A 22438-nucleotide genomic window follows, 5' to 3' on the forward strand; every position below is an offset into this window, starting at 1 on the left:
GCCCCCCCGCCCCCCCCCCCCCCCCCCCCGCCCCCCCCCCCCCCCCCCCCCCCTCCCCCCCCCCCCCCCCCCCCCCCCCCCCCCCCCCCCCCCCCCCCGCGTCCGGCCCACACGCGCGTCCGGCGCACCCGTACGTTCGGCAGCCCCGCGCGTCCGGCACCCCCGTACGTCCGGCACACCCGTCCGTGGGGGCCGTGGGTCGTCCGGGACGCTGGCGTACGCTGGGCTGGTCCGTCCGCACTCCACGTCCGCACTCCTCCGAAAGGACCTCCCGGTGAGCGATACCGCAGCCGTCCTCGACCGTGCCGCCGCCGGTGGCCGGATCACGCCGGAGGAGGCGCTGGACCTCTACCGGTCGGCACCCCTGCACGCGCTGGGCTCGGCCGCCGACGCCGTACGCCGCCGCCGGTACGCGGGCACCGAGCACATCGCGACGTACATCATCGAGCGGAACATCAACTACACGAACGTCTGCGTGACGGCGTGCAAGTTCTGCGCCTTCTACGCGGCCCCCAAGGACACCGACAAGGGCTGGTCGCGCGGGCTCGACGACATCCTGCGGCGCTGCGCGGAGACCGTGGAGCTGGGCGGCACCCAGATCATGTTCCAGGGCGGCCACCACCCGGACTACGGGGTCGAGTACTACGAGGAGCACTTCTCCGCGATCAAGGCCGCGTACCCGCAGCTCGTCATCCACTCCCTCGGCGCGTCCGAGGTCGAGCACATGGCGAGGATCTCCGGGGTCAGCGCCGAGGAGGCGATCCGCCGGATCCACGCGGCGGGCCTGGACTCCTTCGCGGGCGCCGGGGCCGAGCTGCTGCCCGCCCGGCCGCGCAAGGCCATCGCGCCGCTGAAGGAGTCCGGCGAGCGCTGGCTGGAGATCATGGAGACCGCCCACAACCTGGGCGTCGAGTCCACCTCCACCATGCTGATGGGCACCGGTGAGACCAACGCCGAGCGGATCGAGCACCTGCGGATGATCCGCGACGTGCAGGACCGTACCGGCGGCTTCCGGGCCTTCATCCCGTACACCTACCAGCCGGAGAACAACCACCTGAAGGGGCAGACGCAGGCGACCCTCTTCGAGTACCTGCGGATGATCGCCATCGCGCGGCTCTTCCTCGACAACGTGGCGCACATCCAGGGGTCCTGGCTCACCACCGGCAAGGAGGTCGGCCAGCTCTCGCTGCACTACGGCGCCGACGACCTCGGCTCGGTGATGCTGGAGGAGAACGTGGTGTCGTCGGCCGGCGCCAAGCACCGCTCCAACCGGATGGAGCTGATCCACCTCATCCGGTCCGCGGGCCGCGTCCCGGCGCAGCGCGCCACCACGTACGAGCACCTGGTCATCCACGACGACCCGGCGAACGACCCGGTCAACGACCACGTCGTCTCGCACCTGTCGTCCACGGCGATCGAGGGCGGTACGGCGCACCCGGAGCTGAAGCTGCTGGACGCCTCGCGCTGAGGCGACCGGGGGCGGCCTGCCCCCGGAGGCCCGGCGTGCTGGATCATGGACCCATGCTGACCCTTCACGTCGCCCCGCTGCTCCGGCTCACCGCGGGCGGCGAGGCCGTCCCGGACGGCGCCGTCCTCGTCGACGGCGGCCGGGTCGTCGCCGTCGGGCCGATGGACGAGGTCGCCGCCGCGCACCCGGACGCCCGGGTACGGCGCTGGCGCGGCACCATCGGCCCCGGACTCGTCGCCGACGGCGTGCGCGTCTTCCTCGAAGAGACCTACCACGAGGACCCGCAGGACCCCGACCGGCCGCACGACCGTGCCGAGTCGGTGCGGCGCGGCATCCACGAGCTCCTCTCCCGGGGGGTGACCGGGGTGGTGGACGACCTCACCGACGCCGCCGTCCGCTCCGCCGTCGACCACACCGGCCTGCTCCGGCTCTGGCCCGGCACCACCTCGCCCGGCCTCGCCCCCGGCGGCCGGGCCGACCTCGCCGTCCTCGCCACCGACGGCTCCTGCGTCGCCACCGTCCTGGCCGGCCGCCTCGTCCACCGCCGCGCGTAGGTCCCCCGACGGGGCAGCGGCCTTGGCGGCGCGCGATGCGAATAGGGTGGGGGCGTGACGCGAGCATCGCTGGACAAGCAACCGCACGAAGTCGCCGCCATGTTCGATGACGTGGCGGCCAAGTACGACGTGACGAACGACGTGCTGTCGCTCGGCCAGACGCGGCTGTGGCGGAAGGCCGTCGCGCAGGCCCTGGAGGTGGGGCCGGGCGAGCGGGTGCTGGACCTGGGGGCGGGGACGGGCACGTCCTCGCTGCGCTTCGCCGCCGCTGGAGCCGACGTCGTGCCGTGCGACTTCTCGATCGGGATGCTGCGCGAGGGCAAGAAGCGGCACCCGGAGCTGGCGCTGACGGCGGGGGACGCGACCCGGCTGCCGTTCGCGGACGGCGTCTTCGACGCGGTCACCATCTCCTTCGCGCTGCGCAACGTCCACGACACCGCCGCCGCGCTGCGCGAGATGCGGCGGGTGGCCAAGCCCGGGGGACGGCTGGTCATCTGTGAGTTCAGCCACCCCACGTACCGGCCGTTCAGGACCGTCTACACCGAGTACCTGATGCGGGCGCTGCCGCCGGTCGCGACGGCCGTCAGCAGCAATCCCGACGCGTACGTCTACCTCGCCGAGTCCATCCGCGCCTGGCCCGACCAGAAGGGGCTCGCCACCCGGCTCCAGGAGGCCGGTTGGAACGCGGTGGCCTGGCGCAATCTCACCGGGGGCATCGTCGCCCTGCACCGGGCGACGGCTCCGTCCACGGCTCCCTCCGCGTAGGACCGCGCGCTCGCGTCAACGCGCCGCGCTGCCGCGAACCGCGGTTCAGGCGGGCCCCGCTGTGTCCCGTCGCCGGGCCTCATAGACTCGGTACCGGCCGGGCAGCTCTCGGCCGAGCAGCGCCCGGCCGATAACGACCGTCGCCGACACCGACACTCGCCGAAACGGGAGAGCCCACCGTGACCGACACCGCCCTGTCCGAGCGCAGCGCCGATGTGATCGTCGTCGGCGCCGGGCCCGCCGGTTCGACGACCGCGTACTACCTGGCCAAGTCGGGACTGAACGTCCTGCTGCTGGAGAAGACCGCGTTCCCGCGCGAGAAGGTGTGCGGCGACGGCCTGACCCCGCGCGCCACCAAGCAGCTCGTGTCGATGGGAATCGACATCTCGCAGGAGGCGGGCTGGCTGCGCAACAAGGGCCTGCGCATCATCAGCGGCGGCGTGCGTCTCCAGATGGACTGGCCCGAGCTGGCCGCGTACCCGAACTACGGACTGGTCCGCAAGCGCGACGACTTCGACGACATCCTCGCCCAGCAGGCGGTGAAGGCGGGCGCGACGCTGTACGAGCGGTGCAACGTCGGCGCCCCGATCACCGACGCGCGCACCGGGCGGATCACCGGCGTCGAGGCCAAACTCGGCGAGGAGAAGCGGCCGGTGACCTTCCACGCGCCGCTGGTGGTCGCCGCGGACGGCAACTCCACCCGGCTGTCCCTGGCGATGGGCCTGCACCGCCGCGAGGACCGGCCGATGGGCGTCGCGGTCCGCACGTACTTCACCTCGCCGCGGCACGAGGACGACTACCTGGAGTCGTGGCTCGAACTGTGGGACCGGCGCGGGCCGCAGGACCGGCAACTGCCCGGTTACGGCTGGGTGTTCGGCCTCGGTGACGGCACGTCGAACGTCGGTCTCGGCATCCTCAACTCCTCCTCCGCGTACCGCGAGCTGGACTGGCGCGAGGTGCTCAAGGCGTGGTGCGCCTCGATGCCGGAGGAGTGGGGCTACACCCCGGACAACATGACGCAGCCGATCCGCGGCGCCGCGCTCCCGATGGCCTTCAACCGCAAGCCGCACTACACCAAGGGCCTGGTCCTGGTGGGCGACGCGGGCGGCCTGGTCAACCCGTTCAACGGCGAGGGCATCGCCTACGCGATGGAGTCCGGCCAGATCGCCGCCGACGTCATCACCCAGGCGCACGCCCGTGCCACCTCCGCCCAGCGCGAGCTGGCGCTCCAGAACTACCCGCGCATCCTCCAGGACACCTACGGCGGTTACTACACGCTGGGCCGCGCCTTCGTGAAGCTCATCGGCAACCCGAAGGTGCTCCAGATCGCCACGCAGCGCGGTCTCACCCACCCGATGCTGATGCGCTTCTGCCTCAAGCTGCTCGCCAACCTCACCGACCCGACCGGCGGTGACGCGATGGACCGCGTGATCAACGGCCTGACCAAGATCACGCCGAGCGCGTGACGCTCTCCGCGTCCTGACCCGCCCGCCGGTACGTCCGACCGTCCGGCGTGCGGGTGTCTGCGTCCGTCATACCCCCGACCCTTCCCCGCCCGCGCATCGGCGCATAACGGGCAGCGGACCGCCGTGACGTCCCGGCGAGGGGGTCACGGCGGTCTTATGGTGCCAAGCGTACGAAAAGGGGGAAACGGGTCAGAGGACCCGAACCGCCCAGTCCGGCATGTAGTCGGCCATCTGGTGAATGGCCACGGGGGTCGAGGGGTTGGCCGCGTCCAGGTACTGGCCGTCGCCGATGTAGACGCCGACGTGGTAGGCGCTGCCCTGGCCGCCCCAGAAGATGATGTCGCCGGCCTGCACATTGCTGACCGAGACGGGGGTGCCGACGTTGGACTGCTCCTGGGAGGTGCGCGGCAGGTCGACGCCGACGGTGGCGTAGGCGACCTGGGTGAGGCCGGAGCAGTCGTACGAGTCGGGACCGGCGGCGCCGTACACGTACGGCTTGCCGATCTGCGACTTCAGGAAGCTGATCAGCTTCGCGACGCTGCCGGTCGCCGTGGTGGCGGACGGGCTGGCCGTCGAGGTGGTCGTACCGGAGTCGGATGAACCGGACGAACCAGAAGAATCAGAAGAACCGGACGAGTTGGCCGACGCGGTCGGTGTGGCCAACGCGGTGCGCTCGGCCGAGCGGGAGGCGGCCTGGGTGGCGGCGCGCTCCTTGGCGGCCTCGGCGGCCTTCGCCTCGGCCTCGGCCTTCGTCTTCGCGGCGGCCTTGGCGTCGGCGCTCTTCTTCGTGGCGGCGGCCTCCTTGGCGGCCTCGGCCACGGAGGCGTCCTTGGCGGCCTGGAGCTGCATCGCGATGGCGGCCTGGTCGATCGCCTGCGCGGCCTGCGCCGCGGTCACCTCGGTGGTCAGCGTGGACGCCTGGGCGGCCGCCTCGGCGGCGTTCGCGAGATCGGACGGCGTGAGGGCCGGAGTGCCGTGCGCGGGGGTGGAGTCGGTGTTGTCGGCCAGAGCCGGGGCGGCGGAGCCGCCGAGAGCGATCGCGCTGACGACGCCGCCGACGAGTCCTGCCCTGCGTACCCAGTTGGGACGGCCGGGGGCGGCGTGCCGTCGGCGGCCGGTATGCGATTCGGTCGGATGCGAGCCGGACGCGGAGGTCCGGTCGGACGCGGAGGTCCGTATCTGGTTCGGGGACATGCGGTCCTGGCTATCAGGAATGCTTGGTTCCGTTCAACAAAGGTGGGATGCGACACAGTTGACGTGCTCACGGCTCAAATGCCCCGTTTGTGATCTTGGTGCGCGAGCACTTTCGCCCGGTTTCGGATAAGCGGTCACCTATGCGCTCGTGCGCGCTTTCACGCGGGTGAATCACGTGTGAATGCCGGGCTCCGGGGTCGTCGCCGCTCGACCGCCGCGCGCTATCACGTGGAGTCGTCCAGCGCCAATTTGCCTCTGCCGAGCGCGCCTTGATAATGCGCGCACCGCTCTGACCAGCGACAACGCTTCCGCTTGTGACGTGAAGTGATCCTTTGCGGCCGTTCCGCACCATGATCACCGCTCATCCGACTTCATGATCGTTCGTCAGGTGGTGGAGATCACAAAGGTCTTGGCGTACCCCGTGTCGCAGATCACAGACCGGCAGGCATAGGATGCAGGCGGCTCAGGCTTGTGAACTGCCTCACATAGAAGCGATCTTCGTCGTTTCGGTGACGCGGACCACGGGCAAGGGCCGGCTCCTCCGCCCACCTCGGCGGGGGGACACCCACGCAGTCACTGGCGACTGAAAAGGAAGGAGCGGGGGACGGTGAATGCCTACGCGCCCATCCTCGTGCTGGGAGGCCTTGCGGCCGGCTTCGCGATCTTCTCCGTTTTCATGGCCTCGATCATCGGGCCAAAACGGTACAACAGGGCCAAACTGGAAGCGTATGAGTGCGGCATCGAGCCCACCCCGCAGCCGGTCGGCGGGGGACGCTTCCCGATCAAGTACTACCTGACGGCGATGCTCTTCATCGTCTTCGACATCGAGATCGTCTTCCTCTATCCCTGGGCCGTCACCTTCGACCGGCTGGGGATGTTCGGCCTGGTGGAGATGCTCCTCTTCGTGCTCACCGTCTTCGTCGCCTACGCGTACGTGTGGCGGCGCGGCGGCCTGGAGTGGGACTAGGGAACGCCGAGAGGACCAGGGGACCAGGGGACAGAAGGGGACCAGGAGCCAACGCATGGGTATCGAAGAGAAACTGCCGAGCGGATTCCTGCTCACGACCGTGGAGACCGCCGCGGGCTGGGTACGTAAGGCGTCGGTCTTCCCGGCCACCTTCGGCCTGGCCTGCTGCGCCATCGAGATGATGACCGCGGGCGCCGGGCGCTACGACATGGCCAGGTTCGGCATGGAGGTCTTCCGCGGCTCGCCGCGCCAGGCCGACCTGATGATCGTGGCCGGCCGGGTGAGCCAGAAGATGGCCCCGGTGCTGCGCCAGGTCTACGACCAGATGCCGAACCCCAAGTGGGTCATCTCGATGGGTGTCTGCGCCTCCAGCGGCGGGATGTTCAACAACTACGCGATCGTGCAGGGCGTCGACCACGTCGTGCCGGTCGACATCTACCTGCCCGGCTGCCCGCCGCGCCCCGAGATGCTGCTGGACGCGATCCTCAAGCTGCACGAGAAGATCCAGCACTCCAAGCTCGGCGTGAACCGCGAAGAGGCGGCCCGCGAGGCGGAGGAAGCGGCCCGCAAGGCGCTCCCGACGATCGAGATGAAGGGCCTGCTGCGGTGACCAGCAACACTCCCGAGACCCCGGAGAACCTGCCGGGACAGCGCGCCGACGCCGGTGAGGTCATCGGCGTCCGCAAGGGCATGTTCGGTGCCAACAACGGCGGCGACACCAGCGGTTACGGCGGCCTGGTCCGTACCGTCCGGCTGCCCGGCGCGAGCAACAGGCCCTACGGCGGAGCCGACGGCGTCTTCGACGAGATCGCCGACGAGCTGGAAGGCGCGTTGGAGGAGCAGGGCCTGCCCCCGGCCGAGGCGATCGAGAAGACCGTCGTGGACCGCGGCGAGCTGACCTTCCACATCGCCCGCGAACACCTGGTCACCGTCGCCAGGACGCTCCGCGACGACCCGGCGCTCCGCTTCGAGCTGTGCCTCGGCGTCAGCGGCGTGCACTACCTCGGCGACGAGGGCCGCGAGCTGCACGCCGTCTACCACCTGCGCTCGATCACCCACGCGCGGCTGATCCGCCTGGAGGTCAGCGCCCCCGACGCCGACCCGCACATCCCGTCGCTGGTCTCGGTCTACCCGACCAACGACTGGCACGAGCGCGAGACGTACGACTTCTTCGGCATCGTCTTCGACGGCCACCCGGCGCTCACCCGGATCATGATGCCGGACGACTGGCCCGGCCACCCGCAGCGCAAGGACTACCCGCTCGGCGGCATCCCCGTCGAGTACAAGGGTGCCCAGATCCCGGCTCCCGACCAGCGGAGGTCGTACAGCTAATGAGTACTCACCACGCCCCGCAGCAGGCCGACGAGCGGGAGACCACCGAAGGCCGGGTCTTCACCGTCACCGGCGGTGACTGGGACGAGCTGGCCGAGACCGTCAGCAAGGCCGACGACGAGCGCATCATCGTCAACATGGGCCCGCAGCACCCGTCCACCCACGGTGTGCTCCGGCTGATGCTGGAGATCGACGGCGAGACGGTCACCGAGGCCAGGTCGGGCATCGGCTACCTGCACACCGGCATCGAGAAGAACATGGAGTTCCGGACGTGGACCCAGGGGTCCACCTTCGTGACGCGCATGGACTACCTGACGCCGCTGTTCAACGAGACGGCGTACTGCCTGGCCGTCGAGAAGCTGCTCGGCATCACCGAGCAGGTGCCGCAGCGCGCCACCGACATCCGCGTGCTCATGATGGAGCTCAACCGGATCGCCTCCCACCTGGTCTGCATCGCCACCGGCGGCATGGAGCTGGGCGCGACCACGATCATGATCTACGGGTTCCGCGACCGCGAGTACATCCTCGACATCTTCGAGCTGATCACCGGCCTGCGGATGAACCACGCGTACGTCCGCGTCGGCGGCCTCGCGCAGGACCTGCCGCCCGGCGCGATCGACCTCGTCCGCGAGTTCGTGAAGACGTTCCGCAAGAATCTGCCCGAGTACGACAAGCTCGCCACCGGCAACCCGATCTTCAAGGGCCGCATGGTGGACGTCGGTTACCTGGACCTCGCCGGGTGCATGGCGCTCGGCGCCACAGGACCGATCCTGCGCGCCGCCGGACTCCCGCACGACCTGCGCAAGTCCGACCCGTACTGCGGTTACGAGAACTACGACTTCGAGGTGCCGACCGCCGACACCTGCGACTCCTACGGCCGCTTCCGGGTCCGCCTGGAGGAGATGCACCAGAGCCTGCGGATCGTCGAGCAGGTGCTCGACCGGCTCGCGCCGGGCCCGGTGATGGTCGAGGACAAGAAGATCGCCTGGCCCGCGCAGCTCGCGCTCGGCCCCGACGGCCTCGGCAACTCGCTCGACCACATCAAGAAGATCATGGGCACCTCGATGGAGGCCCTGATCCACCACTTCAAGCTGGTGACCGAGGGCTTCCGGGTCCCGGCAGGACAGTCCTACGCGGCGATCGAGTCGGCCAAGGGCGAGCTGGGGGTGCACGCGGTCAGCGACGGCGGCACCCGCCCGTTCCGGGTGCACTTCCGCGACCCGTCCTTCACCAATCTCCAGTCCATGGCGGCGATGTGCGAGGGCGGCCAGGTCGCCGACGTCATCGTCGCGGTGGCGTCCATCGACCCCGTGATGGGAGGCGTCGACCGATGACAGACGTGGCCATGGGTGCCACCGGGGGAGTGTCCCTGGGCATCCCGCAGATGCCCGCCCCGGACTTCCCGGCCGATGTGCGCGCCCGGCTGGAGGCCGACGCCAAGGAAGTGATCGCCCGCTACCCCGGATCGCGCAGCGCCCTGCTGCCGCTGCTGCACCTCGTGCAGTCCGAGGAGGGGTACGTCACCAGGACCGGCATCCGGTTCTGCGCCGAGGTGCTCGACCTGACCACCGCCGAGGTCACCGCGGTGGCGACCTTCTACACGATGTACCGGCGCAAGCCGTCCGGCGACTACCAGGTCGGCGTGTGCACCAACACGCTGTGCGCGGTCATGGGCGGCGACGCGATCTTCGACGAGCTGAAGCAGCACCTCGGCGTCGGCAACGACGAGACGACCGAGGACGGCAAGGTCACGCTGGAGCACATCGAGTGCAACGCGGCCTGCGACTTCGCGCCCGTCGTGATGATCAACTGGGAGTTCTTCGACAACCAGACGCCCGAGTCGGCCAAGCAGCTCGTGGACGACCTGATCGCCGGACGCGAGGTCCGGCCGACCCGCGGCGCGCCCCTGTGCACGTACAAGGAGACCGCCCGCATCCTGGCCGGTTTCCCCGACGAGCGCCCCGGCGCGGTCGAGGCCAGCGGCGGCGCGGGCCCCGCGTCCCTCACCGGTCTGCGGCTGCACAAGGGCGAGACCCCCTCGCGGGTCGTCACCCAGCGCGCCGACTCGCCGCGTGACACACCGGCCGGGCCGCGGGACACCCCGTCGCCCGCCCAGCACGCCAGCTCGCACGACGCGCCCAACAAGACCGCCGAGTCCGACCCGGCCAACGCCGCGGACCCGGTGGCCGACAACGCCAGGCAGGAGGAGGGCGAGTGATGACCGTGGACTCGGCGGAGAAGCTGCTCGCCCCCGTGCTGTCGGCCTTCTGGGACGAGCCGGAGTCCTGGACCCTGGCCACCTACCGCAGGCACGACGGCTACCAGGGCCTGGACAAGGCGCTCGCGATGGCGCCGGACGACGTGATCGCGTACGTGAAGGACTCGGGACTGCGCGGCCGTGGCGGCGCGGGCTTCCCGACCGGCATGAAGTGGCAGTTCATCCCGCAGGGCGACGGCAAGCCGCACTACCTCGTGGTCAACGCGGACGAGTCGGAGCCGGGCACCTGCAAGGACATCCCGCTGCTCTTCGCGAACCCGCACTCCCTCATCGAGGGCATGATCATCGCGTGTTACGCGATCCGCTCCAGCCACGCCTTCATCTACCTGCGCGGCGAGACGGTCCCCGTCCTGCGCAGGCTGCACGAGGCGGTGCGCGAGGCGTACGCGGCCGGTTACCTCGGCCGTGACATCCAAGGCAGCGGATTCGACCTGGAGTTGACCGTCCACGCCGGCGCGGGCGCGTACATCTGCGGTGAGGAGACGGCGCTGCTGGACTCCCTGGAGGGCCGTCGCGGCCAGCCCAGGCTCCGCCCGCCCTTCCCCGCAGTGGAGGGCCTGTACGCCTGTCCCACCGTGGTGAACAACGTGGAGTCGATCGCCTCGGTTCCCGCGATCATGCAGCGCGGCAAGGACTGGTTCAAGGCGATGGGCAGCGAGAAGTCCCCCGGCTTCACGCTGTACTCGCTCTCCGGGCACGTCGCCAAACCCGGGCAGTACGAGGCGCCGCTCGGCATCACGCTGCGGCAGCTCCTCGACCTCGGCGGCGGCATGCGGCCGGGACACCGGCTCAAGTTCTGGACGCCCGGCGGCTCCTCGACCCCGATGTTCACCGACGAGCACCTGGACGTCGCGCTGGACTACGAGGGCGTCGGCGCCGCCGGATCGATGCTCGGCACCAAGGCGCTCCAGTGCTTCGACGAGACGACCTGCGTGGTGCGGGCCGTCACCCGCTGGACCGAGTTCTACGCCCACGAGTCCTGCGGAAAGTGCACGCCGTGCCGCGAAGGCACGTACTGGCTCGTCCAGTTGCTGCGTGACATCGAGGCGGGCAAGGGCCGGCCCGAGGACCTGGACAAGCTCAACGACATCGCCGACAACATCAACGGCAAGTCCTTCTGCGCGCTCGGCGACGGCGCCGCCGCCCCGATCTTCTCCTCTCTGAAGCACTTCCGCGCGGAGTACGAGGAGCACATCGAGCGCAAGGGCTGCCCCTTCGACCCGGCCCGCTCCACCGCCTGGGCCGACAAGTCCCGTACGGAGGCCCACGCGTGACCGTCACTACCAACGCACCCTCCGGAGGGGGTCAGGCGGCGGTGCCGCCGGAAGATCTCATCTCCGTGCAGATCGACGGCATCGCGGTGTCCGTCCCCAAGGGGACGCTGGTCATCCGGGCCGCGGAACTGCTCGGCATCGAGATCCCCCGGTTCTGCGACCACCCGCTGCTCGACCCGGCCGGGGCCTGCCGCCAGTGCATCGTCGAGGTCGAGGGCCAGCGCAAGCCGGTCGCGTCCTGCACGATCACCTGTACCGACGGGATGGTCGTCAAGACGCAGCTCTCGTCGCCGGTCGCCGAGAAGGCGCAGCGCGGCGTGATGGAGCTGCTGCTGATCAACCACCCGCTGGACTGCCCGGTCTGCGACAAGGGCGGCGAATGCCCCTTGCAGAACCAGGCGATGCAGGTCGGCGACACCGACTCGCGCTTCGAGGGCAAGAAGCGGACGTACGAGAAGCCGGTGCCGATCTCCACCCAGGTGCTGCTGGACCGCGAGCGGTGCGTGCTGTGCGCGCGCTGCACCCGGTTCAGCAACCAGGTGGCGGGCGACCCGATGATCGAGATGCTGGAACGCGGCGCGCTCCAGCAGATCGGCACCGGGGTCGGCGACCCCTTCGAGTCGTACTTCTCCGGCAACACCATCCAGATCTGCCCGGTCGGCGCGCTCACCTCGGCCGCGTACCGCTTCCGCTCCCGGCCGTTCGACCTCGTGTCGTCGCCGTCGGTGTGCGAGCACTGCGCGGGCGGCTGCGCGACCCGTACCGACCACCGCCGCGGCAAGGTCATGCGGCGGCTGGCGGCCGACGACCCGCAGGTCAACGAGGAGTGGATCTGCGACAAGGGCCGCTTCGGCTTCCGCTACGCGCAGCGCCCCGACCGGCTGAGCCACCCCCTGGTCCGCAACGCCGAGGGCGAACTCGTCCCCGCGTCCTGGCCCGAGGCGCTGGCCGCCGCCGCGGCCGGGCTCAGCGCGGCGCACGGCCGCGCCGCGGTGCTGCCCGGCGGACGCGTCACCGTCGAGGACGCGTACGCGTACGCCAAGTTCGCCCGCGTCGTGCTCGGCACCAACGACGTGGACTTCAGGGCCCGCGCGCACTCCGCCGAGGAGGCCGACTTCCTGGCCGCCACGGTCGCCGGGCGCGGCCTCGACCTGTCGGGCACCGGCATCACGTACACGGCGCTGGAGAAGGCACCGGCCGTACTGCTGGCGGGACTCGAGGCCGAGGAGGAGGCCCCCGGGGTCTTCCTGCGGCTCCGCAAGGCGCACCGCAAGCGCAAGCAGCAGACGTACGCCCTGGCCACGCACGCCACCCGCGGCCTGGAGAAGGCGGGCGGCGTCCTGCTGCCCGCCGCCCCCGGCACGGAACCCGAGTGGCTGGACGCGCTCGCGGGCGGTGTCGGCCTGGACGAGACCGGGCAGGCCGCGGCCGAGGCGCTGCGCGCCGCGGGCGCCGTCATCCTGGTCGGCGAGCGGCTGGCCGCCGTGCCCGGCGGGCTGACCGCCGTGGTCCGGCTGGCCACGGCCACCGGCGCCGCGCTGGCGTGGATTCCGCGCAGGGCCGGTGAGCGCGGCGCCGTCGAGGCGGGCGCGCTGCCCGGACTGCTGCCCGGCGGCCGTCCGGTCACCGACCCGCGGGCCCGCGCCGAGGTCGCCTCGGTGTGGGGTCTGCCGGAGCTGCCGCACCGCTTCGGCCGCGACACCGGCCAGATCGTCGAGGCCGCCGCCGCGGGCGAGCTGGCGGCCCTGGTCGTCGGCGGCGTCGAGGTCGCGGACCTGCCGGACCCGGCCCGCGCCCGCGAGGCGCTGGACGCGGTCGGCTTCCTGGTCAGCCTGGAGCAGCGGCCCAGCGAGGTCACCGACCGCGCCGACGTCGTCCTCCCGGTCGCCGCGGTCGCCGAGAAGACCGGCACCTTCCTCAACTGGGAGGGCAGGGCCCGGATGTTCGACGCGGCCATCAAGCCCGACCAGGCCACCAACCGGCACCAGCTCCCGGACGCCCGCGTCCTGACGATGCTGGCCGACGCGCTCGACGTCCGGCTCGGCCTGGCCGACGTGCGGGGCGCGCGCTCCGAACTCGACCGGCTCGCCGGGTGGGACGGCCCCTGGGGCAGCTCGCCGCTGGAGTCCGCCGGATCGCTGCCCCGCCCCGAGGCGGGCCAGGCGCTGCTGGCCGGCCACCGGCTGCTGCTCGACCAGGGCCGCCTCCAGGACGGGGACGACGCGCTGGCCGGCACCCGGCACGCGGCCGTCGCCCGGCTGTCGGCCGCCACCGCCGCCGAGGCCGGTGTCACCGACGGCGACCCGCTGACGGTGACCGGGCCCGCGGGCGCGGTCACGCTGCCGCTGGTCGTCACCGCGATGCCCGACCGGGTGGTGTGGCTGCCGCTGAACTCCGCGGGGAACGGCGTCGCCTCCGACACCGGTGCCCGTACGGGCCAGGTCGTCTCCGTCGGCGGCGCCGCCGCGGTCACGCAAGAGGAGGGCACCCGATGAGCGCGCCACTGACCCAGCTCGCCGCCACCACGGAGAATCTCTCCTGGTTCGGCAACGACATCTGGTGGCTGATCATCCTCAAGGCGGTCTTCTGCTTCGCCTTCGCGATGCTGACCGTGCTCGTCGCCATCGTGTGGGAGCGCAAGGTCGTCGCGTGGATGCAGTTGCGCATCGGCCCGAACCGGCACGGCCCCTGGGGCATGCTCCAGTCCCTCGCCGACGGCATCAAGCTGATGCTGAAGGAGGACATCGTCGTCAAGCGGGCCGACAAGGTGGTGTTCATCCTCGCGCCCGTCGTGGCGGCCATCCCGGCCTTCATGGCGTTCGCGGTGATCCCCTTCGGCCCGGCCGACAACGAGGTGTCGATCTTCGGCCAGCGCACCGCGCTCCAGCTCACCGACCTCCCGATCGGCCTGCTGTTCATCCTGGCCACCGCGTCGGTCGGCATCTACGGCATCGTCCTGGCGGGCTGGTCGTCCGGCTCGACGTACCCGCTGCTCGGCGGCCTGCGCGCGTCCGCGCAGATGATCTCGTACGAGATCGCGATGGGCCTGTCCTTCGCGGCGGTCTTCCTCTACTCCGGCTCCATGTCGACGTCGACGATCGTCGAGGCGCAGCACGACCGCTGGTACGCGATCCTGCTGCCCGTCTCGCTGATCATCTACATCATCGCGATGGTCGGCGAGACCAACCGCGCGCCGTTCGACATGCCGGAGTCCGAGGGCGACCTGGTCGGCGGCTTCAACACCGAGTACAGCTCGATCAAGTTCGCGCTGTTCATGCTCGCCGAGTACGTGAACATGGTGACGGTCTCCGCGGTCGCGACGACGCTCTTCCTCGGCGGCTGGCGCGCCCCCTGGCCGATCAGCACGGTCTGGATCGGCGCGAACCACGGCTGGTGGCCGATGCTCTGGTTCATCGTCAAGGTCCAGTTGCTGCTGTTCTTCTTCATCTGGCTGCGCGGCACCCTGCCCCGGGTCCGCTACGACCAGTTCATGAAGCTGGGCTGGAAGGTCCTCATCCCGGTCTCCATGGTCTGGCTGATGCTGGTCGCCGCGGTCCGCGCGATGCGCAACGAGGACTACGACTTCACGAAGATCGTCCTGTACATCGGCGGTGTGGTGATCGCGCTGCTGCTGATCTCGCTCATCGCGGACGTCTTCAGGGACCGCGAGGAGAAGAAGGCCGCCGTCCGCGGCGGCGGCGCGCTCGCGCCACCGGACCGCTTCGACCCGATGGCGGGCGGCTATCCCGTACCGCCGCTGCCGGGTCAGGAGGCGGAGCGGGTGCCGCGGCGCCCCAGCCGGGCGGCACAGCCCCAACTCGTGGGTGCCGCCAGCGCGTCCGGCGTGTCCGGCGCGGCGGAACCGGACGTCCAGGATGCCCCCGAGCAGGAGAAGAAGGAGGACGGCGATGCCTGAGTTCCTCGGCCCGGTCGCAGGCTTCGGCGTGACCTTCAAGGCCATGTTCAAGAAGCGGCTGACCGAGCAGTACCCCGAGTACAAGAAGCCCACCGCCCCGCGTTTCCACGGCCGCCACCAGCTCAACCGGCACCCGGACGGCCTGGAGAAGTGCGTCGGCTGCGAGCTGTGCGCGTGGGCCTGCCCGGCGGACGCCATCTACGTGGAGGGCGCGGACAACACCGAGGAGGAGCGCTACTCACCCGGTGAGCGCTACGGCCGCGTCTACCAGATCAACTACGCCCGCTGCATCCTGTGCGGCCTGTGCATCGAGGCGTGCCCGACGCGCGCGCTGACGATGACCAACGAGTACGAACTGGCCGACCGGACCCGCGAGTCGCTGATCTTCACCAAGGAACAGCTCCTGTCCGGGCTCGAGGAGGGCATGGTCGACTCGCCGCACTCGATCTTCCCCGGCATGGACGAGGGCGACTACTACCGCGGCGCGGTCACCGAGGCCGCGCCCGGCACCGTACGGCAGGTCGCGGTCTCCAAGGGCGAGAAGCCGGACGAGACGGTGCGGACCGACGGCGCCACCGCGGCGGACGCGCCCGACGCCCCCGAGACGGGCTTCACCAGGACCGACGCCGAGGGCGCCGCGGTCGCGCCCGCCCCCGGCGGCGGCACGCCCGCGGGAACGGGGGACGAGGCATGATCGCCGCGACCTCCCAGCTCGCCGCCGCCGCGTCGCAGACCTCCACCGGCGAGGCCGTCCAGTTCTGGATTCTGGGCACGGTCGCCGTGCTCGGCGCGCTCGGCACCGTCCTGATGAAGAAGTCCGTGCACAGCGCGCTGTCGCTGGCCGGGACGATGATCGTGCTCGCGATCTTCTACCTGGCGCAGGGCGCGTACTTCCTGGGCGTCGTGCAGATCGTCGTCTACACCGGCGCGATCATGATGCTCTTCCTCTTCGTCGTCATGCTGGTCGGCATCACCGCCGCCGACTCGCTGAAGGAGACGCTCAAGGGCCAGCGCTGGATGGCCGCGGCCTGCGGTCTCGGCTTCGGCATCCTGCTGATCGCCGGGATCGGCAACGCCTCGCTCGACACCTTCGCCGGTGTCGGCCAGGCCAACTCCGCGGGCAACGTGCCCGGTCTGGCCCGGCTGATCTTCACCAAGTACGTGTGGTCCTTCGAGATCACCGGCGCGCTGCTGATCACCGCGGCCATCGGCGCGATGGTGCTCACGCACCGCGAGCGCACCGAGGAGCGGCGCACCCAGCGCGAGCTGTCCGAGGCGCGCGTGCGCGGCGGCGTACAGGTCACCCCGCTGCCCGCGCCCGGCACCTACGCCCGGCACAACGCGGTGGACATCCCCGCGCTGCTGCCCGACGGTTCCATCTCGGAGCTGTCGGTCAGCGCCACGCTGCGGGCCCGCGGCCAGATCCGTGACGTGTCCGCCGACGCCCTGCACCGGCTCGCCGAGCTGGACCAGCGCACCGAGGAGTACCTGGAGCGCGAGCCGGAGCGTACGGCGGTGGAGCGCAAGGCCGAACGGGCCGAGCGCGAGACCGTACGCGAGGCCGACCGGGCTTCCGACCGGGCCGAGGAGGGTGCCAAGTGAATCCGGCCAACTACCTGTACCTGTCGGCGCTGCTGTTCACCATCGGCGCGGCGGGCGTACTGATCCGGCGCAACGCGATCGTGGTCTTCATGTGCATCGAGCTGATGCTGAACGCCTGCAATCTGGCGTTCGTCACCTTCTCGCGGCTGCACGGCAACCTCGACGGCCAGGTGATCGCGTTCTTCACGATGGTGGTCGCCGCCGCGGAAGTCGTGGTCGGCCTGGCGATCATCGTGTCGATCTTCCGCTCCCGCCACTCGGCTTCGGTCGACGACGCCAATCTCATGAAGCTGTAGAGGGGCTGCGACAGTGGAGAACCTGATCGGACTGCTCGTCGCGGCGCCGCTGCTGGGCGCGGGCATCCTGCTGACCGGAGGCCGGCGGCTCGACCGCTTCGGCCACCTGCTCGGCACGCTGCTCGCCCTGGCGTCGTTCGCGCTCGGCGTGGTGCTGTTCGCCAACATGCTGGGCAAGGACGCCGACGCGCGTGGCCTGCACTCGCACCTGTTCACCTGGGTGCCGGTCGGCGGTTTCCGCGCCGATGTCGGCTTCCAGCTCGACCAGTTGTCGATGACGTTCGTGCTGCTGATCACCGGTGTGGGCACGCTGATCCACATCTACTCGATCGGCTACATGGAGCACGACGAGCGCCGCCGCCGCTTCTTCGGCTACCTCAACCTGTTCCTCGCGGCGATGCTGCTGCTGGTGCTGGCCGACAACTACTTCCTGCTGTACGCCGGTTGGGAGGGCGTCGGCCTCGCCTCGTACCTGCTGATCGGCTTCTGGCAGCACAAGCCGAGCGCGGCGACCGCGGCGAAGAAGGCGTTCCTGGTCAACCGGGTCGGCGACATCGGCCTGTCGGTGGCCATCATGCTGATGTTCACCACCTTCGGCTCGTTCGCCTTCGCGGACATCCTGCCGCGGGCCGCCGACGCCTCGACCACGCAGCACGCCACGATCACCGGCATCGGCTTCATGCTGCTGCTGGCCGCGTGCGGCAAGTCGGCCCAGGTGCCGCTCCAGTCCTGGCTCGGCGACGCGATGGAGGGCCCGACCCCGGTCTCGGCCCTGATCCACGCCGCGACCATGGTGACCGCGGGCGTCTACCTGATCACCCGCTCCGGCGCGATCTTCAACGCGGCGCCCGACGCGCAGACCGCCGTCGTCACCGTCGGCGCGGTCACGCTGCTGTTCGGTGCGATCGTCGGTTGCGCGAAGGACGACATCAAGAAGGCGCTCGCCGGATCGACGATGTCGCAGATCGGCTACATGATCATGGCGGCCGGGCTCGGCCCGATCGGCTACGTCTTCGCGATCATGCACCTGGTCACGCACGGCTTCTTCAAGGCCGGGCTGTTCCTGGGCGCCGGTTCGGTCATGCACGGCATGAACGACGAGGTCGACATGCGCCGTTACGGCGGCCTGCGCACGTACATGCCGGTCACCTTCGTCACCTTCGGTCTCGGCTACCTGGCGATCATCGGCTTCCCCGGCCTGTCCGGCTTCTTCTCCAAGGACAAGATCATCGAGGCGGCCTTCGCCAAGGGCGGCGCCGAGGGCTGGATCCTCGGCTGCTGCGCCCTGCTGGGCGCCGCGATCACGGCCTTCTACATGACGCGCGTGATGCTGATGACCTTCTTCGGCGAGAAGCGCTGGGTGCCGGACGCCGAGGGCCACGAGCCGCACCCGCACGAGTCGCCCAAGTCGATGACCATCCCGATGATCATCCTGGCCTTCGGCTCGGTCCTGGCCGGTGGGCTGTTCAGCATCAACTCCTCCTTCGTGAAGTGGCTGGAGCCGGTCACCGGGCACGCCGAGGGCGACTCGCCGATCAGCGCGGGCACCGTCACCGGCGGCACGATGGTGGCGCTGGTCATCGGCGTCGGCATCGCCTGGATGCTGTACGGCCGCAGGTCCGTCCCCGCCGTCGCGCCGCGCGGCTCGCTGCTGACCCGGGCGGCCCGCCGCGACCTGCTCCAGGACGACTTCAACCACGTCGTCCTCGTCCGCGGCGGCGAGCACCTCACCCGCTCGCTGGTCTACCTCGACCACTCCCTGGTCGACGGCGTCGTCAACGGCACGGCCGCCTCGGTCGGCGGCCTCTCCGGCCGCCTCCGCAAGCTCCAGAACGGCTACGTACGGTCGTACGCCGTCTCGATGCTCGGCGGCTCCGCGGTGCTGGTCGCCGCGACTCTTCTCATGAGGGCGGTCTGATAGCTCATGTCCTTTCCCCTCCTCACGGTCACCGCCGCGCTGCCCGCGGTAGGCGCTGTCGTCACCGCGGCCGTGCCCGCGGCGAAGAGGACCGCCGCCAAGTACACGGCGCTGGTCTTTTCGCTGGGCACGCTCGGTCTGGCCATCGCCGCGCTGGTCCGCTTCGATCCGGGCGGCGACCGCTATCAGCTCACCGAGTCGCACGCCTGGATCAAGAACTTCGGGCTCCGCTACGACCTGGGCGTGGACGGCATCGCCGTCGCCCTGATCGCCCTGACCGCGCTGCTGATCCCCTTCGTGATGCTGGCCGGCTGGCACGACGCCGAGCCTCTGGAGACCGCGGCTCCCAGCGGCTCCGCCGCGGGCAACCCCCACCTCAAGTGGCGTCCCACGCAGGGCTTCTTCGCGCTGATCCTGCTGGTCGAGGCCATGGTGGTGCTCTCCTTCGAGGCCACCGACGTCTTCCTCTTCTACATCTTCTTCGAAGCCATGCTCATCCCGATGTACTTCCTCATCGGCGGCTTCGGCGACCGGGCGCACGCGGCCGGTGAGGAAGAGGCGGCACGGCAGCGGTCGTACGCGGCGGTCAAGTTCCTGCTGTACAACCTGGCGGGCGGCCTGATCATGCTCGCCGCGGTGATCGGCCTGTACGCGGTCACCGCCAAGCAGCTCGGCACCGGCACCTTCTCGCTCCAGGAGATCCTGGCCGCGCGCGGTTCCGGGAAGCTGCACATCGAGACGTCCACCGAGCGCTGGCTGTTCCTCGGCTTCTTCTTCGCCTTCGCGGTGAAGGCGCCGCTGTGGCCGCTGCACACCTGGCTGCCGAACGCGATGGGCGAGTCCACCGCGCCGGTCGCCGTACTGATCACCGCGGTCGTCGACAAGGTCGGCACCTTCGCGATGCTGCGCTACTGCCTCCAGCTCTTCCCCGAGGCGTCCAAGTGGGCGACCCCGGTGATCCTGGTCCTGGCCGTGATCGGCATCATCTACGGCGCGCTGCTCGCCGTCGGCCAGCGGGACATCAAGCGGCTGATCGCGTACGCCTCGATCTCGCACTTCGGCTTCATCATCCTGGGCATCTTCGCGATGACCACCCAGGGGCAGAGCGGCGCCGCGCTGTACATGGTCAACCACGGCATCTCGACGGCCGCGCTGATGCTGGTCGCGGGCTTCCTGATCACCCGGCGCGGCTCGCGGCTCATCGCCGACTTCGGCGGTGTGCAGAAGGTGGCGCCGGTACTGGCGGGCACCTTCCTGATCGGCGGCCTCGCCACCTTGTCGCTGCCGGGCCTGGCGCCCTTCGTCAGTGAATTCCTCGTACTGGTCGGCACGTTCAGCCGCTACCCGGTGCTCGGCATCATCGCCACGCTGGGCATCGTGCTCGCCGCGCTGTACGTGCTGGTGCTCTACCAGCGCACGATGACCGGCCCGGTCAAGGCCGGGATCGAGGGCATGTCCGACCTGAAGGTACGTGAACTGGTCGTCGTGGCACCGCTGATCGCGCTGCTGCTCTTCCTGGGCGTGTACCCGAAGCCGGTGACCGACATCCTCAACCCGTCGGTCAAGCACACGCTCTCCGACGTGCACAAGACCGATCCCAAGCCCGCGCTGGAGGCGAAGAAGTGAGCGCAGCAGACAAGGGAGCCGTAGGTGTGGGCGCCGTCCACAGCTTGTGGACGACGGCCGCTCCGGTCGCCGACAAGATCCCGAAGCCGGACATCGAGTACGCCCAGCTCTCGCCGGTGCTGATCGTCTTCGGCGTGGCGATGGTGGGCATCCTCCTTGAGGCGTTCCTGCCGCGCCGCTCCCGTTACACCGCGCAGCTCGTCCTCGCCGTGGTCGGTCTCGCGGCGGCCTTCGCCGCCGTGGTCGCGCTCGCCGAGAAGGGGTACGGCACCACGAAGGCGCATGTCGCCGCGATGGGCGCGGTCGCCGTGGACGGTCCCGCGCTCTTCCTCCAGGGCACGATCCTGCTGGTGGCGATCGTGGCCGTCTTCACCTTCGCCGAACGGCGCCTGGACCCGAAGGCGCACGGCAACAACGTCGACTCCTTCGCGGCCCAGGGCTCCGCCGTCCCCGGCGGCGAGCAGGAGAAGGCCGCGGTCAAGGCCGGTTTCACCACCACCGAGGTCTTCCCGCTGCTGCTCTTCGCGGTCGGCGGCATGCTGGTCTTCCCGGCGGCGAACGACCTGCTGACGCTCTTCGTCGCCCTCGAGGTCTTCTCGCTGCCGCTGTACATCCTGTGCGCGCTGGCCCGCCGCAACCGCCTGCTGTCGCAGGAAGCCGCCGTCAAGTACTTCCTGCTCGGCGCCTTCTCCTCGGCCTTCCTGCTCTTCGGGATCGCCCTGCTCTACGGCTACTCGGGCACGGTCACCTACGGCGGCATCGCCTCGGTCATCGACGGCACCGCCCCGATGACCCCGGCGCTCGCCAACAGCACCGGCAACGACGCGCTGCTCCTGATCGGCTTCGCGATGGTCGCGGTCGGCCTGCTCTTCAAGGTCGGCGCCGTCCCGTTCCACATGTGGACCCCGGACGTCTACCAGGGCGCGCCGACCCCGGTCACCGGCTTCATGGCCGCCGCCACCAAGGTCGCCGCCTTCGGCGCGCTGCTGCGGCTGCTGTACGTCGTCCTGCCCGGACTGCGCTGGGACTGGCGGCCCGTCATGTGGGGCGTCGCCATCCTCACGATGCTGGCGGGCGCGATCATCGCCGTCACCCAGACCGATGTGAAGCGGCTGCTGGCCTACTCCTCGGTCGCCCACGCCGGGTTCATCCTGGCGGGCGTGATCGCCACCGACAAGGAGGGCGTCTCCTCCGTCCTGTTCTACCTCGCCGCGTACTCCTTCGTGACCCTCGGCGCCTTCGCCGTCGTCACTTTGGTGCGCGACGCGGGCGGCGAGGCCACGCACCTGTCGCGGTGGGCCGGTCTCGGGCGGCGCTCGCCGCTGGTCGCGGCCGTCTTCGCCGTGTTCCTGCTGGCCTTCGCGGGCATCCCGCTGACGTCCGGTTTCGCGGGGAAGTTCGCGGTGTTCAAGGCCGCGGCGCAGGGCGGTGCGATGCCGCTGGTCATCGTCGGTGTCATCTCGTCGGCCATCGCGGCCTTCTTCTACATCCGCGTGATCGTGCTGATGTTCTTCAGCGAGCCGAAGGCGGACGGTCCGTCCGTCGCGGTGCCGAGCCCGTTGACGTCCACCGCCATCGCCATAGGAGTGGCCGTCACGATCGTGCTGGGCCTGGCCCCCCAGTACTTCCTGGATCTGGCCGACAAGGCGGGCGTGTTCGTCCGCTGACCGTCTCCTCGCCGCCGCCGGGGGGGGGGGGGGGGGGGGGCGGGGGGGGGGGGGGGGGGGGGGGGGGGGGGGGGGGGGGGGGGGGGGGGGCGAGGGGGGGGGGGGGTGGGGGAGG

General features: G+C 70.5%; 19 protein-coding genes. 18 read left to right on the forward strand and 1 reads right to left on the reverse strand.

Annotated elements, in window-relative coordinates; genetic code table 11:
- Positions 1-274 precede the first annotated feature (274 nt).
- From mqnC to ACZ4EF_RS16590, 4 genes are all read left to right on the forward strand, one after another.
- Positions 275-1468, forward strand: coding sequence for a cyclic dehypoxanthinyl futalosine synthase (mqnC, locus tag ACZ4EF_RS16575; RefSeq protein ID WP_355340477.1), 1194 nt, complete (start codon positions 275-277; stop codon positions 1466-1468).
- 53 nt (positions 1469-1521) lie between these two features.
- Positions 1522-2022, forward strand: coding sequence for an imidazolonepropionase-like domain-containing protein (locus tag ACZ4EF_RS16580; RefSeq protein WP_391050386.1), 501 nt, complete (start codon positions 1522-1524; stop codon positions 2020-2022).
- A 54-nt stretch (positions 2023-2076) separates the two neighbouring features.
- Positions 2077-2787 carry a demethylmenaquinone methyltransferase gene (locus tag ACZ4EF_RS16585; protein ID WP_355340471.1) on the forward strand — a complete coding sequence of 237 codons (711 nt, stop codon included), beginning with the start codon at positions 2077-2079 and terminating at the stop codon, positions 2785-2787.
- A gap of 179 nt (positions 2788-2966) precedes the next feature.
- Positions 2967-4253 carry a geranylgeranyl reductase family protein gene (locus tag ACZ4EF_RS16590; protein WP_355340468.1) on the forward strand — a complete coding sequence of 429 codons (1287 nt, stop codon included), beginning with the start codon at positions 2967-2969 and terminating at the stop codon, positions 4251-4253.
- 189 nt (positions 4254-4442) lie between these two features.
- On the opposite strand, the gene ACZ4EF_RS16595 is transcribed toward ACZ4EF_RS16590, so the two are convergent.
- Entirely contained in the window at positions 4443-5447 is a 1005-nt protein-coding gene (locus tag ACZ4EF_RS16595) for a C40 family peptidase (protein WP_467505038.1), read from the reverse strand.
- Between the two features lie 607 nt (positions 5448-6054).
- On the opposite strand from ACZ4EF_RS16595, the gene ACZ4EF_RS16600 reads away from it, so the two are divergent.
- The 14 genes from ACZ4EF_RS16600 to nuoN are packed head-to-tail and all read left to right on the forward strand — an operon-like array spanning position 6055 to position 22323.
- Entirely contained in the window at positions 6055-6414 is a 360-nt protein-coding gene (locus tag ACZ4EF_RS16600; protein ID WP_355340462.1) for an NADH-quinone oxidoreductase subunit A, read from the forward strand.
- 55 nt (positions 6415-6469) lie between these two features.
- A complete protein-coding gene (locus tag ACZ4EF_RS16605) occupies positions 6470-7024 on the forward strand; it encodes a NuoB/complex I 20 kDa subunit family protein (protein WP_355340459.1) in 555 nt (184 codons plus the stop codon).
- The gene (locus tag ACZ4EF_RS16610) at positions 7021-7746 is read left to right on the forward strand and encodes an NADH-quinone oxidoreductase subunit C (protein ID WP_467505041.1); all 726 of its coding nucleotides are present in this window, start codon (positions 7021-7023) and stop codon (positions 7744-7746) included. The genes ACZ4EF_RS16605 and ACZ4EF_RS16610 overlap by 4 nt, the downstream gene beginning before the upstream one ends.
- Positions 7746-9080, forward strand: coding sequence for an NADH-quinone oxidoreductase subunit D (locus ACZ4EF_RS16615; RefSeq protein ID WP_355340453.1), 1335 nt, complete (start codon positions 7746-7748; stop codon positions 9078-9080). The genes ACZ4EF_RS16610 and ACZ4EF_RS16615 overlap by 1 nt, the downstream gene beginning before the upstream one ends.
- Positions 9077-9964: an NADH-quinone oxidoreductase subunit NuoE gene (nuoE, locus tag ACZ4EF_RS16620; protein WP_355340450.1), complete on the forward strand. Its 888-nt coding sequence runs from the start codon at positions 9077-9079 to the stop codon at positions 9962-9964. The genes ACZ4EF_RS16615 and nuoE overlap by 4 nt, the downstream gene beginning before the upstream one ends.
- Positions 9964-11298: an NADH-quinone oxidoreductase subunit NuoF gene (nuoF, locus tag ACZ4EF_RS16625; RefSeq protein WP_355340447.1), complete on the forward strand. Its 1335-nt coding sequence runs from the start codon at positions 9964-9966 to the stop codon at positions 11296-11298. The genes nuoE and nuoF overlap by 1 nt, the downstream gene beginning before the upstream one ends.
- The gene (locus tag ACZ4EF_RS16630; protein ID WP_401309068.1) at positions 11295-13793 is read left to right on the forward strand and encodes an NADH-quinone oxidoreductase subunit G; all 2499 of its coding nucleotides are present in this window, start codon (positions 11295-11297) and stop codon (positions 13791-13793) included. The genes nuoF and ACZ4EF_RS16630 overlap by 4 nt, the downstream gene beginning before the upstream one ends.
- Positions 13790-15214 (forward strand): NADH-quinone oxidoreductase subunit NuoH, encoded by a 1425-nt coding sequence (gene nuoH, locus ACZ4EF_RS16635; RefSeq protein ID WP_355340441.1) that lies wholly within the window; start codon positions 13790-13792, stop codon positions 15212-15214. Before ACZ4EF_RS16630 ends, nuoH begins: the two co-directional genes overlap by 4 nt.
- Complete coding sequence (gene nuoI / locus ACZ4EF_RS16640; protein WP_355340438.1) at positions 15207-15908, forward strand: NADH-quinone oxidoreductase subunit NuoI; 702 nt, start codon at positions 15207-15209, stop codon at positions 15906-15908. Before nuoH ends, nuoI begins: the two co-directional genes overlap by 8 nt.
- Positions 15905-16816 (forward strand): NADH-quinone oxidoreductase subunit J, encoded by a 912-nt coding sequence (locus ACZ4EF_RS16645; RefSeq protein ID WP_467505044.1) that lies wholly within the window; start codon positions 15905-15907, stop codon positions 16814-16816. Before nuoI ends, ACZ4EF_RS16645 begins: the two co-directional genes overlap by 4 nt.
- Positions 16813-17112 carry an NADH-quinone oxidoreductase subunit NuoK gene (nuoK, locus tag ACZ4EF_RS16650; protein WP_355340432.1) on the forward strand — a complete coding sequence of 100 codons (300 nt, stop codon included), beginning with the start codon at positions 16813-16815 and terminating at the stop codon, positions 17110-17112. The genes ACZ4EF_RS16645 and nuoK overlap by 4 nt, the downstream gene beginning before the upstream one ends.
- A gap of 13 nt (positions 17113-17125) precedes the next feature.
- Positions 17126-19030 (forward strand): NADH-quinone oxidoreductase subunit L, encoded by a 1905-nt coding sequence (gene nuoL / locus ACZ4EF_RS16655; RefSeq protein ID WP_355340429.1) that lies wholly within the window; start codon positions 17126-17128, stop codon positions 19028-19030.
- 6 nt (positions 19031-19036) lie between these two features.
- A complete protein-coding gene (locus tag ACZ4EF_RS16660) occupies positions 19037-20656 on the forward strand; it encodes an NADH-quinone oxidoreductase subunit M (protein WP_355340426.1) in 1620 nt (539 codons plus the stop codon).
- Positions 20653-22323, forward strand: a complete 1671-nt coding sequence (nuoN, locus tag ACZ4EF_RS16665) for an NADH-quinone oxidoreductase subunit NuoN (protein ID WP_355340423.1) — start codon at positions 20653-20655, stop codon at positions 22321-22323. The genes ACZ4EF_RS16660 and nuoN overlap by 4 nt, the downstream gene beginning before the upstream one ends.
- Positions 22324-22438: the final 115 nt, after the last annotated feature.

Source organism: Streptomyces sp. NPDC025721, assembly GCF_055558595.1.